Annotated in this window: 15 protein-coding genes and 1 tRNA gene; 6 read left to right on the top strand and 10 right to left on the bottom strand. The window is 63.3% G+C overall.

Annotated features, from left to right (window positions below; translation table 11 throughout):
• Positions 1 to 15 precede the first annotated feature (15 nt).
• Both C8K18_RS30135 and C8K18_RS33905 read left to right on the top strand, forming a co-directional pair.
• The gene (locus tag C8K18_RS30135; protein ID WP_107710762.1) at positions 16 to 1,071 is read left to right on the top strand and encodes a permease; all 1,056 of its coding nucleotides are present in this window, start codon (positions 16 to 18) and stop codon (positions 1,069 to 1,071) included.
• On the top strand, positions 1,071 to 1,205 hold the full coding sequence (locus C8K18_RS33905) for a hypothetical protein (RefSeq protein WP_006049077.1): 135 nt from the start codon (positions 1,071 to 1,073) through the stop codon (positions 1,203 to 1,205). Before C8K18_RS30135 ends, C8K18_RS33905 begins: the two co-directional genes overlap by 1 nt.
• 81 nt (positions 1,206 to 1,286) lie before the next feature.
• On the opposite strand, the gene C8K18_RS30140 is transcribed toward C8K18_RS33905, so the two are convergent.
• Together C8K18_RS30140 and C8K18_RS30145 are read right to left on the bottom strand one after the other, a co-directional pair.
• Positions 1,287 to 2,597, bottom strand: coding sequence for an MFS transporter (locus C8K18_RS30140; RefSeq protein WP_029966609.1), 1,311 nt, complete (start codon positions 2,595 to 2,597; stop codon positions 1,287 to 1,289).
• 150 nt (positions 2,598 to 2,747) lie between these two features.
• Positions 2,748 to 3,491: a GntR family transcriptional regulator gene (locus C8K18_RS30145; RefSeq protein ID WP_107710763.1), complete on the bottom strand. Its 744-nt coding sequence runs from the start codon at positions 3,489 to 3,491 to the stop codon at positions 2,748 to 2,750.
• Between the two features lie 164 nt (positions 3,492 to 3,655).
• Between C8K18_RS30145 and C8K18_RS30150 the strand changes: the two genes are divergently transcribed.
• Together C8K18_RS30150 and C8K18_RS30155 are read left to right on the top strand one after the other, a co-directional pair.
• A complete protein-coding gene (locus tag C8K18_RS30150; RefSeq protein ID WP_107710764.1) occupies positions 3,656 to 4,978 on the top strand; it encodes an MFS transporter in 1,323 nt (440 codons plus the stop codon).
• Between the two features lie 2 nt (positions 4,979 to 4,980).
• Positions 4,981 to 5,874, top strand: coding sequence for an amidohydrolase (locus tag C8K18_RS30155; protein ID WP_107710765.1), 894 nt, complete (start codon positions 4,981 to 4,983; stop codon positions 5,872 to 5,874).
• 100 nt (positions 5,875 to 5,974) lie between these two features.
• Here C8K18_RS30155 and C8K18_RS30160 read toward each other — a convergent pair.
• The 8 genes from C8K18_RS30160 to C8K18_RS30195 form a co-directional block, all read right to left on the bottom strand.
• Positions 5,975 to 6,051 (bottom strand) — tRNA-Val (locus C8K18_RS30160).
• A 55-nt stretch (positions 6,052 to 6,106) separates the two neighbouring features.
• Entirely contained in the window at positions 6,107 to 7,609 is a 1,503-nt protein-coding gene (locus tag C8K18_RS30165; RefSeq protein WP_107710766.1) for a M81 family metallopeptidase, read from the bottom strand.
• A complete protein-coding gene (locus C8K18_RS30170) occupies positions 7,606 to 8,904 on the bottom strand; it encodes a Zn-dependent hydrolase (protein WP_107710767.1) in 1,299 nt (432 codons plus the stop codon). The genes C8K18_RS30165 and C8K18_RS30170 overlap by 4 nt, the downstream gene beginning before the upstream one ends.
• Positions 8,905 to 8,937: 33 nt before the next feature.
• Entirely contained in the window at positions 8,938 to 9,639 is a 702-nt protein-coding gene (locus C8K18_RS30175) for an ABC transporter ATP-binding protein (RefSeq protein WP_029966616.1), read from the bottom strand.
• Positions 9,636 to 10,403 carry an ABC transporter ATP-binding protein gene (locus C8K18_RS30180; protein WP_107710768.1) on the bottom strand — a complete coding sequence of 256 codons (768 nt, stop codon included), beginning with the start codon at positions 10,401 to 10,403 and terminating at the stop codon, positions 9,636 to 9,638. Before C8K18_RS30180 ends, C8K18_RS30175 begins: the two co-directional genes overlap by 4 nt.
• A complete protein-coding gene (locus C8K18_RS30185) occupies positions 10,400 to 11,482 on the bottom strand; it encodes a branched-chain amino acid ABC transporter permease (RefSeq protein ID WP_107710769.1) in 1,083 nt (360 codons plus the stop codon). Before C8K18_RS30185 ends, C8K18_RS30180 begins: the two co-directional genes overlap by 4 nt.
• Positions 11,479 to 12,339: a branched-chain amino acid ABC transporter permease gene (locus C8K18_RS30190; protein WP_029966620.1), complete on the bottom strand. Its 861-nt coding sequence runs from the start codon at positions 12,337 to 12,339 to the stop codon at positions 11,479 to 11,481. Before C8K18_RS30190 ends, C8K18_RS30185 begins: the two co-directional genes overlap by 4 nt.
• Before the next feature lie 88 nt (positions 12,340 to 12,427).
• A complete protein-coding gene (locus C8K18_RS30195; protein WP_006049065.1) occupies positions 12,428 to 13,636 on the bottom strand; it encodes an ABC transporter substrate-binding protein in 1,209 nt (402 codons plus the stop codon).
• A 249-nt stretch (positions 13,637 to 13,885) separates the two neighbouring features.
• On the opposite strand from C8K18_RS30195, the gene C8K18_RS30200 reads away from it, so the two are divergent.
• Both C8K18_RS30200 and C8K18_RS30205 read left to right on the top strand, forming a co-directional pair.
• Positions 13,886 to 14,749 carry a FadR/GntR family transcriptional regulator gene (locus tag C8K18_RS30200; protein WP_029966624.1) on the top strand — a complete coding sequence of 288 codons (864 nt, stop codon included), beginning with the start codon at positions 13,886 to 13,888 and terminating at the stop codon, positions 14,747 to 14,749.
• A gap of 211 nt (positions 14,750 to 14,960) precedes the next feature.
• On the top strand, positions 14,961 to 15,425 hold the full coding sequence (locus C8K18_RS30205) for a hypothetical protein (protein WP_029966626.1): 465 nt from the start codon (positions 14,961 to 14,963) through the stop codon (positions 15,423 to 15,425).
• Positions 15,426 to 15,686: the final 261 nt, after the last annotated feature.

Consider the following 15,686-nt stretch of genomic DNA (forward strand, 5'->3'; position numbering starts at 1 on the left):
ACGTTTGAAAACAACATGCAATCAACCCTTCGCCAGCCCCGCGTCGCTCTTGGCTGGATCGTGTTCCTTGCGATCGCCGTCGTCGGACTCTTCTATGTGAAGTGGTTTCCGTATTACAACCGCGCGTTCGTCGCCGCGAGCCAGCATTCGATCGGCAAGTCCATTCTGATGGGCACGTCGGCGAGCGCGCCGGAAGCGTCGTGGCAATCCGCAATCGACTACGCGTTCGCGTACGGCAAGGCGATCTGGCAAGCCATGGTGCTGGGGTTGCTGCTCGGCTCCGCGGTCCAGGCGCTGATTCCGCCGCAATGGGTCGCACGCGCGCTCGGCCGCAGCGACTTCAGCAGCGTCGTGAAAGGCGGCCTCATGTCGTTGCCCGGCATGATGTGCACCTGCTGCGCGGCGCCGGTGGTCGCGGGACTGCGCGCGCGTCAGGCGGCGCCCGGCGCGGCCATCGCCTTCTGGCTCGGCAATACCGCGCTGAATCCGGCTACGCTGGTTTTCATGGGCTTCGTGCTCGGCTGGCAATGGATGGGCCTGCGGCTCGCGCTCGGCCTCGTGATGGTGTTCGGCCTCGGCTACCTGGTGAACCGCATGGTTACGCCGAAGGAAGCCCAGGCGTCGCGCGAAGCCATCGCGCAACTCGTCACCGAAGACGAACCGGGCAACGCCTTCACGCGCTGGGTGAAAATCCTCGGCACGATGACGCTGCGTCTCGTGCCCGAATACATCGTGCTCGTGCTGATTCTCGGCGCGGCGCGCGCGTGGCTCTTTCCGCATGTCGGGCCAGATATCGACAACAGCGTGTTGTGGATCGTCGCGCTGTCCATCGCCGGCACGCTGTTCGTGATTCCGACGGCCGGCGAAGTGCCGATCATCCAGGCGATGCTGTCGTTCGGCATGGCCGCCGGTCCGGCCGGCGCGCTGCTGATGACGCTGCCTTTGATCAGCGTGCCGTCGATGGCGATGCTCGGGCGCTCGTTCCCGAAGCGCGTGCTGAGCGTGGTCGCGCTGGCCGTGGTGATCTGCGGCGTAGTCAGCGGCCTGCTCGCGGCGGTGTTGAGGTTCTGATGAAAAAGCTTGCGGTATTTACGCTGGCGTCGTGGTCGGCGGCGGCGCTTCTCTACTTCGGCCAACATTCGGTGGCGCTCATCGCCGTGACCGGAGTGTTGGTGCTGGCGAGCTTCGATCTGCTTCGTCCGTGAAGCCGATTTGAGCGTGCGTGATTCAGGCTCGTAAATGCATACGGCCGCGCCCATGCGCGGCCGTTTTTTTGTACCCGTCAATCAGTTCGAACGCAGCGGCGCTGTTTCAAGTGCTACGCGGCGGCGCGCGCCGATCAACGCGGCAATGCCGGTGCCGATTCCCAACGTCAGCAAACATGCGGTCGGCACCAGCATCGGCGCGATCTGGCTGTGCGCCGTCTTGCCGACGTACGGCATCAGGTTCTGTCCCGCGAAGCCGCCGAGATTGCCGATCGCATTGATCGCAGCAACGCTCGCCGCGGCGCGCGCGCCCGAGAAAAAGCGCGGCGGCAGCGACCAGAAGCACGGATAGAGCAACGGGATGCATGCGCCGCCGAGGCACAGCGCCGCGAAGCGCAGCGTGGCGGTGGGCAGCACGAGGCTCGACGCGAAGCCCACCACGCCGACCGCTGCAACAAGGCTCATCGCCTTCAACACCACGCGCTCGCGCTTGAGCTTGCCGGGAAGCCACAACAGCAGCAGTGTCGCGAGCGCCCACGGAATCATGTTGAGCACACCGTTGAGCGACGACGACACGCCGTCGCTCTTCAGCAGCGTGGGCATCCAGTACGTCACGCCGTACAGCGACGTCGACATCAGCATGTAGGTCAGCGCGAACATCAGCACCTTGGGATCGAGCAGCGCCGCCCACGGATGCGTCGCCTTCGCGGCGTCCGAGGCCTCGCGTTTCAGCGCGGCGAGCACGACGTCCTTCTCCTGTTGCGAGAGAAACGGCGCGTCACTGACCGAATTCGGCAGGTACTTGAGCGCGACGAAGGCAACGATCACCGCCGGCAAGCCGGTCGCGATGAACACCCACTGCCAGCCCGCGAAACCCCACGTGCCGCCGAGCGTCAGCAGGAGCCCGCCGATCAGCGAGCCGAGCATGTTCGCGAGCGAGCTGCCGAGCGTGAAAAAGCCCAGCACTCTCGTGCGATAGCTCTGCGGAAACCACTGCGTGAGGTAATAGATGACGCCCGGATAAAACCCGGCTTCCGCGACGCCCAACGCAAAACGGAACGAGTAGAACACCGGCAGCGAACGGGCAAACGCCATCAATACCGTGACGACGCCCCACGTCAGCATGATGCGCGCAAGCCACGCGCGCGCGCCGAAGCGATGCAGCGCGAGCGTGCTCGGCACTTCGAACAGCAGATAGCCGATGAAGAACAGCGACGCGCCCAATCCGTACGACGCCTCGGTCATTCCGAGCGCGTGCACCATCTCCAGCTTGGCGAAGCCGACGTTCTGCCGGTCGATAAACGAAATCAGGAACATGATGATGAGAAGCGGCATTAACCGCCACGCCATCTTCTTCATGACCTGCTGCTCGAATGTGAGTTGTGTGGACATCGTTTCTCCGCTTGCCGGATTGCATCGGCAATATTGATACAGTCATATATATGATTGTATGAATCGCGATGCGACGCCATGAGGTGATACCCGCATAGCGCGGGCGCACGGGGGTCTTGCGTGAGAGAGAAGAAAACGCCGGCGTGGCGTTTAGCGGATGTCGACCTGATACTGGAACGTATCGGCCGCGCCGCGCGTGCTGCGCCATTCGAACGGCGCGCCGGCGAAGTCGGAAGCCACGCGGTGAACGAGAATCACCGGGCTGCCCGTTTTGATGCCGAGCAGCGTGGCGGTTTCGGCGGTAGCCTGTTCGACGCGGAGAATTTCCGTCGCCGATGCGACCATCTGTTTGCACAGCCGTTCGTACAGCGGATACAGCAGGTCCTCGAACTGATCGAGCGGCAACGTGGCGAGCGCTTCGAAACGCGCGCGCGGCAACCAGATTTCTTCGGCGAGAACCGTTCGGCGTTCGATCATGCGCACGCGCGACAAATGAATCGCTTTTTCGGAAGTCTTCATGCGCAACGCGTCGCGGATCTCCTCGTTCGGTTTGACGATCTCGCGCTTGAGCACACGCGCCGTGGGAAGCACAGGCTGGCCGTCGCGCGAAACGAAGCGAAAAAAGCGGAACAGCGACGAGTCGAAGCGCGGCCGCCGCACGAACGTGCCCTTGCCCTGGGTTCGCGTCAGCACGCCGTCGCTGACCAGCAGATCGATTGCCTTGCGCACGGTGCCGGTGGAAACGTTGTAGAACTGACCCAGTTCGGCCTCGGTGGCGATGGCCTCTTCGGGCGCCCACTCGCCGGCGGCAATGCGGCTGACGAGGTCGTCGCGCAATTGCTGGTAACGGGGCAGCCGGTCGTCCGGCCTTGACGCGAAAGACGCCGTATTCATGGATTCATACAGTTATACAGAGGAGTCACCACTCTACCGCATCGCGCCGGTTTCAGGCGAGCAAGGGTTATTACCCAATGACCGCGCGCGGAATCGAGTGCAAGATTCATACATTCATATATATGACTGCATGAATTCGGACAGAACAACGGACGGAGATGGCTATGTTCAGGTGGTACAAAGAGAGTACGCCGGTGGAGCGCAACACCTTCTGGGGCTGCTTCGCCGGATGGGGACTCGACGCGCTCGACGTGCAGATGTTCACGCTCGCCATTCCCGCGATCATCGCGGCTTATGGCATCGGCCATACGCAAGCGGGCGCGATCAGCAGCGTCACGCTGATCTCGTCGGCGCTCGGCGGCTGGATTGCGGGCGCGCTGTCGGACCGCTTCGGCCGCGTGCGCACGTTGCAAATGACGATTCTCTGGTTCGCCGGCTTCACGTTCCTGTGCGCATTCGCGCAGAATTTCCCGCAACTGCTGCTGCTCAAGGCGCTGCAAGGCTTCGGCTTCGGCGGCGAGTGGGCCGCGGGCGCCGTGCTGATGGCCGAGACGATCCGCACCGAACATCGCGGCCGCGCGATGGGCGCGGTGCAAAGTGCCTGGGCCGTCGGCTGGGGCGGCGCGGTGCTGGTCTACGCCGCGGTGTTTTCCTGGCTGCCCGGCGACACCGCGTGGCGCGTGATGTTCGCGGTCGGCCTGCTGCCCGCCGGCCTCGTGCTGTTCGTGCGGCGCAATCTGAAGGAACCGATGCGGGTTGCGCCCGTCGGCGTCGACGCGCACGCCAGGGTATCCGCGCTCGGTCAGATCGTGCAGGTGTTCCAGCCGCGTGTGCTGCGCACGACGCTCATCGGCGCGGTGCTCGGCACGGGCGCACACGGCGGCTACTACGCGATCATGTCGTGGCTGCCCACGTTTCTCGCGAAGGAGCGGCATCTGTCGGTGCTGAACACGGGCGGCTATCTCGCGGTCGTGATCGTTGCATTCTGGTGCGGCTGCATGCTGAGCGCGTATCTGCTCGATCGCATCGGCCGTCGACGCAATATCGCGTTGTTCGCTTTCTGCTGCATCGTCACCGTGCTCGCGTACGTGATGCTGCCGTTGACGAACATGCAAATGCTGGTGCTCGGCTTTCCGCTCGGCCTCTTCGCGGCGGGCATTCCGGCGAGCCTCGGGCCGCTCTTCAACGAGCTATATCCCGCCGACATGCGCGGCACCGGCGTCGGCTTTTGCTACAACTTCGGGCGCATTGCGTCGGCGGGTTTTCCGGTGCTGGTCGGCTACATGAGCCATTCGATGTCGCTCGGCGCGGCCATCGGCATCGACGCGGCCATCGCGTACGGGCTCGCGATGATCGCCGTGCTGCTGCTTCCCGAAACGCGCGGCAAGCGTCTGCGCGGCGCGGCGCCGGATCAGTCCGCCGATCGCACTGATGCGACGGACGCCACTGACGCCGCGCATTTCACCCTGAATTCCCCGCGTAGTTGAATATGAACGCACTGCCCCCCTCACTCCCGTTTGCACACAGCGGCGTGGACACGCATGCGCACGTTTTCGAGCGAGGCTTGCCGTTGAGCGGCGAGCGGCGCTATGCGCCCGCCTACGATGCAACACTCGACGACTATCTGCCGCTGCTCAACGCGCACGGAATGACGCATGCGGTGCTGGTGCAGCCGAGCTTTCTCGGCACCGACAACGGCTATCTGTTGCAAGCGTTGGCCGCGCAGAGCGAGCGCCTTCGTGGCGTCGTCGTCGTTGCGCCCGACATAAGCACGAGTGAATTGGCGAACATGCACCGCCGCGGCGTGACGGGCATTCGCCTCAACCTGATGGAACAGACGCTGCCGGATCTCGGCGCACAACCGTGGACGTCTCTACTGGATAACGTCGCGCGGCTCGGCTGGCATGTCGAGTTGCACAGAAACGCAATCGATCTCGCGCCGATGATCGACCGGCTTCTCGAGCGCGGCGTGCGAGTCGTCGTCGATCATTTCGGCCGGCCCGATCCCGCGTTGGGCACACAGGACCGCGGTTTCAAAGCGCTGCTCGGTTATGGCAGCACGGGCAGCGTGTGGGTCAAGGTGTCGGGCGCGTATCGCTGTGCGGCGCCGGGCTCGTCGTTCGTTGCCGACGCAACGGCGCAATTGATCGAGCACTTCGGCGGGCATCGCCTGATGTGGGGCAGCGACTGGCCGCACACGCAATACGAAGCGGTCACGAGCTACGGCGAATCGTTGTCCGCGCTGCTCGATCTCGGCCTTCATGCGGAGGATCTCGATTCAATCGTGCGCAAAACGGCCTTGTCGTTCTATGGATTCGATACGGAATCTGCCGCGCCGCAGGACGCAAGCGCACCGAACGCCGCTTTGCAACGCGCGATCTAAGCCTGAGCCGGATTCGAAAGGGAAAAGAGAACTGAAGCGACTTGCTTCTGATAGGACAGTAGACGAAAGCGAAGCCGCTTTCGTCTACGTCACAATGCGTTGGTAGGCTCGATTGGATTCGAACCAACGACCCCCACCATGTCAAGGTGGTGCTCTAACCAACTGAGCTACGAGCCTATAGAGGCGCGAATTATAGAGAGTCTCTCGAAACTGCACAAGGGCCGGACGTCATTCAATGCGCCGGGTTCCATTCGGCGTCGGCATCGAGCGGGAACACGGGGCGCTTCACGTTCTTGAAAGCGAAGAGCCCGTAGTCCGAACTCGTCACGCCGCGGCTATCGCACTCCACGAGTCCCGCCGAAATCGGCACGAAAACCGGACGGCAATACATGCGCGATTTGAGCAGCAGAAAGCGCGCGCGACGCGGATCGATGCCGACGCTTTCGAATACGCCGAGGTCCCACGGTTCGTGCGTGTGCTCGGTCACGACGAGCTTCACCGTGCCCGTGTCGAGCACCGCCGCGCGCCCCATATGCGCGCGCTGGCCGGTGTAGGTCGGGCCGGTGATCACGTATTCGCCGTCGGTCAACGCGCGCACGACGCCGGTCATCGCGACCGGCGCACGCGGCGCGCCTGCGCCGCTCTCCACCTTGTTGCCGATCGTGATGGTGACCGTGCTGCCGACGCCCGCGGCCATCAGCGCGGCCACCGCCTGCGGATCGCACAACGGCCCGGTGACGATGCCGTCGAGTTGCCGTGCAAGCGCTTCTTCGAGCAGGTCCATCGTGTCGCACGTACCGCCCGACATGCAGTTGTCGCCGTGATCGAGCAGCAGCACCGGCTTGTCGGCGTCTTTCGCGAGCGCCGCGGCTTCTGCAACCGATTCCGCGAGCGGCGCGCTGCGGTAGACGAAATCCTCGCGCTCGTTCCAGATCTGCCGCGCGATGCGCTCGGCGACCGCTTCCGCTTGCGCGCGATCGCCGTTGCCGACCACCACGACGCTGATGCACGGCGCCTCGATATCGGCGAGCGAAAAGCCCGACAGCACCGAGACCGCGAGCATGCCGTCCGCTTCGGCGGCGCGGGCGGCATCGACCGCACGCTTCATCGCGCCTTCGGCCGTCGAGCTGCGCAGCGTATGCGTGAGCAGCGGCGGCTGACGCCACGCGATCACCGGCTTCACGTCGCCATGCATCGACGCGAACAGCAAACGCGCGGCGTGCGCGCCGGTCTCGTACATATCGACGTGCGGATAAGTCTTGAAGCTGACGATCACGTCCGCGTTGTCGATCATCTTCTGCGTGACGTTGCCGTGCAGATCGAGTGCGACGGCGATCGGCGCATTCGGCAATGCGGCGCGCACGCGTTCGAGCAGATCGCCTTCGCCGTCGTTCGAATTTTCCGCGACCATCGCGCCGTGCAGATCGAGCATCACAGCGTCGCATCCGTTTGTGGCTGCAACGATTGCATCGCAGATCGCGTCGTAGGCCGCAGCGTCGACGGGTCCGCTCGGGTTCGCCGCTGCGGACACGGGCGTCACGATCTGCGCGCCCTCGCGCTCGGCGGCGTCGATGAACGCGGCCATCCCGGTCTGCATGCCCTTGTTGTCGTTGAACGCGTCGTCGCCGAAACTCGGGCCGGGCTTCCCGCCGTTCAGACCGAAGGCGGACAACGGAGTGGGCACCGGCGAGAACGTGTTGGTCTCGTGATTCATCCGCGCGATGAGGATTTTCATACGCACGAGCCCTCCGGCACGGGCGCGCTCGGCACGGTTTGCGCCGCCTTCAGCATCGCGTGCAGCAATACGTTGCAGCCGGCTTCGAGATGATCCGCGCGTGCGTCCTCGATCTCGTTGTGGCTGATGCCGTCCTTGCACGGCACGAAGATCATCGCGGCCGGCGCGACGCGCGCGAGATAGACCGCGTCGTGGCCCGCGCCGCTGATGACGTCCATCGATGAAAAGCCGAGCATGTCGGCGCCTTCTTTCACCGCTGCCACCAGGTTCGCGGCGAACGGTTGCGGCGGGAAGTACACGACCTGCTCGATAGTCACGTCGATGCCCGCTTGCTCGCCCGCGGAGTTGCACGCTTGACGCAGTGCGCTGTCCATTGCGGTGAGCGTGGCGTCGTCGGCGGCGCGCAGGTCGACCGTCAGCTTCACGCGACCAGGAATCACGTTGCGCGAGTTCGGATGCACGTCGACCCAGCCGACCGTGCCCCGGCCATGCGGCGCATGATCCAGCGCGATGCGGTTCACCGCGTGGATCAGATCGGCAGCGACGAGCAATGCATCGCGGCGCAACGCCATCGGCGTGGGTCCCGCATGCGCTTCCATGCCCTGCACGGTCACGTCGTACCAGCGCTGGCCGAGTGCGCCCTGCACGATGCCGATGGTCTTGTCATGCGCCTCGAGCACCGGGCCCTGCTCGATGTGCGCTTCGAAATACGCTGCAACGGTATGCGGTTTCGTGTTTTCGCCGACGTAGCCGATGGCCGCCAACGCGTCGCGCACGGAAATGCCCTCGCGGTCGCGCTGATCGAGCGCATGCTCGAGCGTGAACGCGCCGGCGAAGACGCCCGAGCCCATCATCACCGGAACGAAGCGCGAGCCTTCCTCGTTGGTCCACACGGCGACTTCGAGCGGCGCGAGTGTCGTGACGTTTGCATCGGCCAGTGTGCGCAGCACTTCGAGGCCGGCGAGCACCCCGTAGTTGCCGTCGAATTTGCCGCCGGTCGGTTGCGTGTCGATGTGGCTACCCGTCGTGACGGGCGGCAGGTCGTCGCGCAAACCCGCGCGGCGCGCAAAGATATTGCCGATCGCGTCGACGCGCACGGTGCAGCCGATTTCCTTCGCCCACGCGACGAACCGGTCACGCGCGATGCGATCGAGTTCGGTGAGCGCGAGCCGGCAAACGCCGCCCTTCTCCGTCGCGCCGATCTGCGCGAGTTGCATGAGGCTGTTCCAAAGCCGTTCGCCGTCGACGCGCAGACGAGCAAGCGCGTCGCCGCGTTGTGAGTCATGAACTTGCATCAATGCTTCCTCATAGTGAAGTCGGGCGTAGCTTCAAACGACGCCGACGCCGAGATAGCGGTCCTTGATCGAATCGTCGGCGGCGAACGATGCGTTATCGCCCGAATAAACGATCACACCTTGCTCGATGATGTAGTGGCGATCCGCGAGTTGCGTGCAGACCTCGAGGTTTTGCTCGACGAGCAGAATCGCGACGCCCGCCTCGCGAATCAGCTTGAGTTGCGCGACGATTTCTTCGACGATGACGGGCGCCAGACCTTCGACAGGTTCGTCCAGCATCAGAAGACGCGGGTGGTTCATCAGCGCGCGGCCGATGGCGAGCATCTGCTGTTCGCCGCCCGACAACTGTCCGCCGCCATTCGTGCGCCGCTCCTTGAGCCGCGGAAAAATCCGGTAGATGTCGTCGAGTTGCCACGGCGAGTCTTTGCGCGCGCCGAGCCGCAAGTTTTCCTCGACGGTGAGCAAACGGAAAATGCCGCGATGTTCGGGCACGAAGCACACGCCGCGCGACGCGATCTTGTGCGGCTGGAGGCCGCTTATCGTCGTGCCGTTGAATGCGACGCGCCCGTTCTTCGGCGCGACGATGCCGGCAATCGCCTTTAATGTGGTGGACTTGCCCGCGCCGTTGCGGCCCAGCAGCGTGACGGTCTCGCCTTCGCCGATCTGCAAGGAAACGCCTTGCAGTATGTGACTTTTGCCGTAGAAGCCGTGAATGTCCTGCACGTCGAGAATCATGCGCGGCCTCCGGTGATCATGTTGCCGAGATAGGCGCTCCGCACGCGCTCGTCGCCGCGAATTTCGTCGGGACGTCCTTCCACTAGGACGCGTCCTTGCTGCATCACGGTGATGGTGTCGGAGATGTCCATCACGATGCCCATGTTGTGCTCGATCAGCACGACGGTGTAGTCGTCGCGCAAGCCGCGAATCAGATGCTTCATATCGTCGAGATCGTCGATGCCCATGCCGGACGTCGGCTCGTCGAGAAAGATCGCCTTCGGTCGAGCGGCGAGCGCCATGCCGACTTCGAGCCGCCGCTGCTGACCGTGCGACAGCGCGCCCGCCGGCACCTGGCTGAAGCGCTGCAACGCGAGACGTTCGAGCACGCCGTCGACCGTATCGGTGTGCGCCAGCGCGCCGCGCGGCGGCGTCCATGCATTGAGCGCACGCACGGCATCGACGCCTTGTGCGGCAAGCCGCAGATTTTCGCGCACGCTCAGATTGGCGAACAGGCTCGTCACCTGAAACGATCTCGCGACGCCGCGGCGCACGCGTTTGTGATCGGGCTCGTGCGTCACGTCGTGGCCGTCGAACACGATCTTGCCTGCGGTGATCGGCAACGTGCCGGTAAGTACATGAAAAAGCGTGGTCTTGCCCGCACCGTTTGGGCCGATCACCGAATGCACGGTGCGCGGCATGATGCGCAGGTTGACCTCGGAGAGCGCCGTGAATTTGCCGTAGCGCTTCATCACGCCGCTTGCGTTGAGAATGGGCTCGGTCATGTGCGCTCCGTTGCGGTGTCGTCGCTGCTACCGGTTGCGGGAACGGTCTGGGCGTCGTCTTGCGGATGACGGCGCAGCGCTTCCCAGATTCGCTCGCCAAGGCCCCACAGACCGCGCTGCATGTAAAGGCTCACCGCCATCAGCACGATGCCGAGCAGCAGCAGCCAGCGCGGCCACAACGTGGAAAGCCAGTCGGCGAACAGCACATAGAACGCGGCGCCCAGCACCGACGCAAACAGATTGCCGGTGCCGCCGATCACCGTCATCACGAGGATCATTTCGCTCGTGTGGTAATCGATGTTGGATAGCGGCGCGATGCCCGTCATCAACGCATGCAATGCGCCGGCGAGCCCCGTCACCGCGCCCGAGATCACGAACGCCATGAGCTTGAACCGCTTGACGTCGTAGCCGACCGCGGCGGCGCGCGCTTCGTTGTCGCGAATCGCGAGCAACGTGCGGCCGAATACGGAGTGCGAGACGCGCATCAGCAGCCAGAACACGATGAGAAACAGCACGGCGACGAATCCGTAGTACTGCCACGGAGACGTCAACGCGATCAGTTCGTGGCCGAACAACCTGAGCGCGGGCCGGGGAATATCGAGCAGGCCGTTGTCGCCGCCGGTCAGCTCGGGCGTCGTGTATGCGAGAAAGTAGAACAGTTGTCCGAACGCGAGCGTCAGCATCACGAAGTAGGTGCCGCGCTGTCTGATCGAAAACCATCCGACGAGCGCAGCCGCTGCCGCGCCGACCACGAGCGCCGCAAGCAACGCAACGGGCACCGGCAAGGCGGCTTTGGTCAGCACGAGCCCCGCGCTATAGCTACCGAGTCCGAAGAAGATGCCTTGCCCGAACGACAACAGTCCCGTGTGGCCAAGCAGAAGATTGCAGCCTAACGCGGCGAGCGCGAATACGAGGACTTCGGTGGCGAGCGAGCCTGAGCGCAGCGTCAACGGCAGAATGCATACGACCAGCAACGAGAGCAAAAGAAAACGATAGCGATGCAGCGTGTGGCCCAACGCGCGCCCGCCGGATGCCTGCGGCGCCGCCTTCGCGACGCCGGATTTGGAAGTGTCGATCACGCGGCTCTCCCCAGTAGGCCATTCGGCCGCAACAGAAGAACGGCGGCCATCGCGACGTAGATCATCAGGCGCGCGCCCTCGGGCCACAGCGTGCTCATCACGCTTTGCACGATGCCGACCAGCAGGCCGCCCACCAGCGCGCCGAGAAAGTTGCCCATGCCGCCCACCACGACGACGACGAACGCGACGCCGAGCGCCTCGATGCCCATGAAGGGATCGACGCCGCGAATCGGCGCGGCGAGCACGCCGGCGAGCGCAGCCGTTGCAGCGCCGAGCGCGAACACGAGGCTGAATACACGCAACACGTTGATGCCGAGCAGCGACACCATTTCCGTCGATTCACTGCCCGCACGCACCGCGCTGCCAAGCCGCGTGCCCTCCAGCACCCACCACAGCAACGCGGCGAGCACAGCCGTGAAGCCGATCACGAACAGCCGATACTTCGGATACACAAAGCTGCCCCAGATGACCACGCCGTTCAGCATGTCAGGAACCGGCACGTTATCGCCGAGCGGTCCCCACACGAGGATCGCGCACTCCTGCACGACGAGCGCGAGGCCGACCGTCACGAGAATGTGGAACTCGTGCTGCTGTGCGTAGACGTGCCGCAAGATCAGCTTTTCGACGACCCATGCCAATGCGCCGACTGCTATCGGGACGACGACGAGCGCTGTCCAGAAGTTCAGCGACCACTGCATCGCCTGATAGCAGAAATACGCGCCGAGCAGATAAAAGGCTCCGTGCGCGAAGTTCACGAAGCGCAGCAGGCCGAACACAATCGACAAACCGACCGCGAGCAGGAAATACAGCATCCCCACTCCGATACCGTTGACGATCTGCAGAAGATAAACGTTCATGGCGACTGTGTGGTGATTGAGCGCAACGTCGCTGCATTCATGGATGCCGGCACGAGGTGGCCGGCGCTGCTCGGCGCGGCGTTGCGCGTCAGGTCAGTTTGCAACCCGTCTTGTCGAGCGGCAGGAACGATTGACCGGAGCTCACGATATCCGCGTAGTCGTCGGCGTTTTTCATCTTGTTCTTCGCCTTGCCCTTCAGCAGATAGTAGTTCTTCAGCACCTGATGATCGCCCTTGCGGACTTCTTCCGGACCTGTCAAACCATCGTATTTCATGCCTTCGAGCGCCGCAGCCACTTTCTTCGGATCGACATTGCCGGCCTTGACGATGCCATCCAGCAGAATCTTCGTGCAGACGTACGAGCCCGCGAGGCTGTAGTTGGGATTCGTCTTGAACGCCGCCTGCGTGCGCTTGACGAGATCGCGGTTCAGCGGCGAATCGATACCATGCCAGTACTGCGCGCCGAAATACACGCCGTCGCACAGATCCGCACCGAGCGACTCGAATTGCTCGAGACCGGAAGCCCACGCGAGCAGAATCGTGCAGTTGTTCTTCATGCCGAAGCTCACGGCCTGGCGCAGCGTGTCCGACGATTGCGAGCCGAAGTTGAGGATCAGCAGCACGTCGGGCTTCGCGGCAACCGCGTTCGTCAGATAGCCGCTGAACTCTTTTTCATTCAGCGAGTGATAACTGTTGCCCACATGCTCGATGCCCTTTTCCTTGAACACCGCTTTCGCCGCGGACAGAAGACCATCGCCGAACACGTATTGCGGCGTGATGGTGTACCACCGCTTGGCCTTCGGCAGCATCTGGATCAGCGGGCGCACCGTCTGTTCGATCGCGCCATACGTGGGCACGGACCAGCGGAACGTTGCGTCGTTGCAGTCCTTTCCTGTGATTTCGTCGGCACCTGCCGTCGTGATGAAAACGCCGCCGGCTTTCTGCACTTCCTTGCCCATCGCCAATGCTTCGGACGACAAAATACCTCCGGCAAAGAAGCGCGCGTTCTTCTGCTGGGCGATTTCCTGCACGCGGCGCACCGCCGTTGCCGGCTTGCCTTCGGTGTCGAGCACGGAATAAGCGAGCGGTTCGCCAAGCACCTTGCCGTATTGTTCGATGGCGAGCTTCATGCCGAGGTCGGCGTACTTGCCGTTGGCCGCGAACGCGCCGGACATCGGCACGGGACACGCGAATTGCACGCTGCCCGCCTGCGCAAAAGCACTGCGCGCGACGAGCGAACCCAGCGTCCCCGGAACGGCCGACAGCGCGGCCAGCTTCAATATATTTCGGCGATTCAAATCACGCTCCTTGGAGAGACACGCAGTGAACGACTACGAAAAGTGGCTGGCCGCGGTGTAGTCTTTGCTCTTAGTGCCGCGGTTCGTGCTATTTATCATGATAAATAGGATTGACTTGATCGTAGGTACAATAAATTCCAGTGTCAATAAGGCAAAATTCCTGGCGGCGACGCGGCGGCTTGTACTTGCGCCTCCGGTTGACGTCCGCGAAACACCGACGGTGCAGCACACAAAATTGGAGTAAGAAACATGGCCATTGACCGAGCCAAGGCTGGCGCCGCGATCGAGATCAAGCAGCAAAAGCGCGGCGATCTGGTCGCGGAGGAAATCAAGCGATTGATCACGGAGAAGGATCTCAAGCCGGGCGATCGGCTGCCGCGCGAGGTCGAGTTGCAGCAGCTGTTTTCGGTGAGCAAGAGCACGATTCGCGAGGCGCTGAAGTCGCTGGAGGTGCAAGGGCTTATCAAGGTGACGACCGGACCGAGCGGCGGCGGGATGGTCGTTGAAGTGCCGCTCGACCGGACGTTGCAGCTTCTGCAGAACTATCTATTCTTTAAGGACGTGTCCATCGACGACATTTACACCGTGCGCAAGCTACTTGAGCCCGAGCTCGCGGCGGGCGCGGTGCCGCATCTGACGGAGCAGGACTTCGAGGCGCTCGAGGCGAGCATCGCATGTTGCGATCGGCCGGCTTCCGCGCACGGCGGCCAGGACATCGTGCGTCAGCGCCAGGAGGACGTGAATTTCCACGACATTCTTGCGGCCGCGAATCCGAATCCTTTTTTGCGCTTCAGTTGCGAGCTCATCAACGAAATGATCCGGCAACTGATCGAGTTCCGTAACGATACGCCGCAGGCGGAACACGAGCGATTCGGACAGGCGAACGTCAAGATTCATAAGGCGATCACGAAGGCGGCACGCGAGCGTGACGTCGAGAAAGTGCGCGAGTTGATGACGGTGCACATGACCGAGGCGCCGCGGTACGTCAAGCGGATGAAAGGGAAGCTGCGGGGGCGATTGATTCTCGACTCGGAGATCCGTCGGCGGGTGCGGGCGCGAAGTGTCAGTCCTGTGGGTTTGGACGAGGTAGATTCGGCGGGCAGTGGGGAGTGATGCGGTTTCGGCTTACGGGGGGCGGGATTACTCGCGGAGGCTAGGTCTCGACGGCTTGGCAGCGGCAGGTTGCTTGATGGTTTGTGGCGTCTGACAGGGGCTTCTTGATGCGCCGCGGCGCGGTGGTTTTTTCGGCCTGGGCGGCGGGAAGGCTCAATCTTTTATCGCGCGCGCCGTTATTGCATCTGCACAGGCAAAATCTTGAACCTTCATGGCACAACCTATTCCGTTTTCCCGACACACCGGCGCCGCGCGCGCCCGGCATGCCAAGGCAATGCTGTTGCCCATCGCCCGGCAAATCGCCGATGACCTCGCGCTGCGCGTGCATCTGGCGCTCGACGCGTTGCGACGGGGCGACGGCGGAGTGAGCGATGCGCAGACGCTCACGCAGGCCATGCTATTGACCGGGTTCCTAGCCGAAGCCGGCTACGGGTCGACGACCGGCGAGCAACTAGGCGCAGCCGAGCGCGAGATAGCCAAGGTGTTCGATACCGGACGAGATACCGGAAGATGGGCGATAGACGAGGGTGGATTCGCGCTTTTCGCCGACATTGCCACCCACTACGATCGGCAATTGCACGGCGCACCGCTATGGGCAGTCACCGATGCGAGCGAACGGCTGGACCGCTTTACTGCCGGGCTGCCGTATCAGCTTCCGATGCGCAAGAGGGCCTGACGGCCTGAGGTTGATTGGAAATTGACCGGGTGTGGGGGCGCGATGCGCGCGGGCGGGTCTTTCTGAAATGGCTGCGGATCGGCTGCCGGTGTCCTGTTCTGGACGCCTGCGTTTGGCGCAGCGTTTGCGAGCTTGCCGGTTGCGAGGTTGCGTCCTTTGCAGCCGTGTAAACGCAGAAACCCCACCTTTGCGGGGTGGGGTTTCTGACACTGCTGGGGAGCCTGACGATTACCTACTTTCACACGGGTAATCCGCACTATC

Origin of the sequence: Paraburkholderia sp. GV068, assembly GCF_003058125.1 — a bacterium.
Lineage (GTDB): Bacteria > Pseudomonadota > Gammaproteobacteria > Burkholderiales > Burkholderiaceae > Paraburkholderia > Paraburkholderia graminis.

Excerpts from the sequence above, each read along its gene's own strand:
- C8K18_RS30170 (WP_107710767.1), bottom strand. The coding sequence starts at position 8,904 with ATGCAAGTTCATGACTCACAACGCGGCGACGCGCTTGCTCGTCTGCGC.
- C8K18_RS30180 (WP_107710768.1), bottom strand. The coding sequence starts at position 10,403 with ATGACCGAGCCCATTCTCAACGCAAGCGGCGTGATGAAGCGCTACGGC.
- C8K18_RS30135 (WP_107710762.1), top strand. The coding sequence starts at position 16 with ATGCAATCAACCCTTCGCCAGCCCCGCGTCGCTCTTGGCTGGATCGTG.
- C8K18_RS33905 (WP_006049077.1), top strand. The coding sequence starts at position 1,071 with ATGAAAAAGCTTGCGGTATTTACGCTGGCGTCGTGGTCGGCGGCGGCG.
- C8K18_RS30165 (WP_107710766.1), bottom strand. The coding sequence starts at position 7,609 with ATGAAAATCCTCATCGCGCGGATGAATCACGAGACCAACACGTTCTCG.
- C8K18_RS30155 (WP_107710765.1), top strand. The coding sequence starts at position 4,981 with ATGAACGCACTGCCCCCCTCACTCCCGTTTGCACACAGCGGCGTGGAC.
- C8K18_RS30140 (WP_029966609.1), bottom strand. The coding sequence starts at position 2,597 with ATGTCCACACAACTCACATTCGAGCAGCAGGTCATGAAGAAGATGGCG.
- C8K18_RS30205 (WP_029966626.1), top strand. The coding sequence starts at position 14,961 with ATGGCACAACCTATTCCGTTTTCCCGACACACCGGCGCCGCGCGCGCC.
- C8K18_RS30190 (WP_029966620.1), bottom strand. The coding sequence starts at position 12,339 with ATGAACGTTTATCTTCTGCAGATCGTCAACGGTATCGGAGTGGGGATG.
- C8K18_RS30145 (WP_107710763.1), bottom strand. The coding sequence starts at position 3,491 with ATGAATACGGCGTCTTTCGCGTCAAGGCCGGACGACCGGCTGCCCCGT.
- C8K18_RS30175 (WP_029966616.1), bottom strand. The coding sequence starts at position 9,639 with ATGATTCTCGACGTGCAGGACATTCACGGCTTCTACGGCAAAAGTCAC.
- C8K18_RS30200 (WP_029966624.1), top strand. The coding sequence starts at position 13,886 with ATGGCCATTGACCGAGCCAAGGCTGGCGCCGCGATCGAGATCAAGCAG.
- C8K18_RS30150 (WP_107710764.1), top strand. The coding sequence starts at position 3,656 with ATGTTCAGGTGGTACAAAGAGAGTACGCCGGTGGAGCGCAACACCTTC.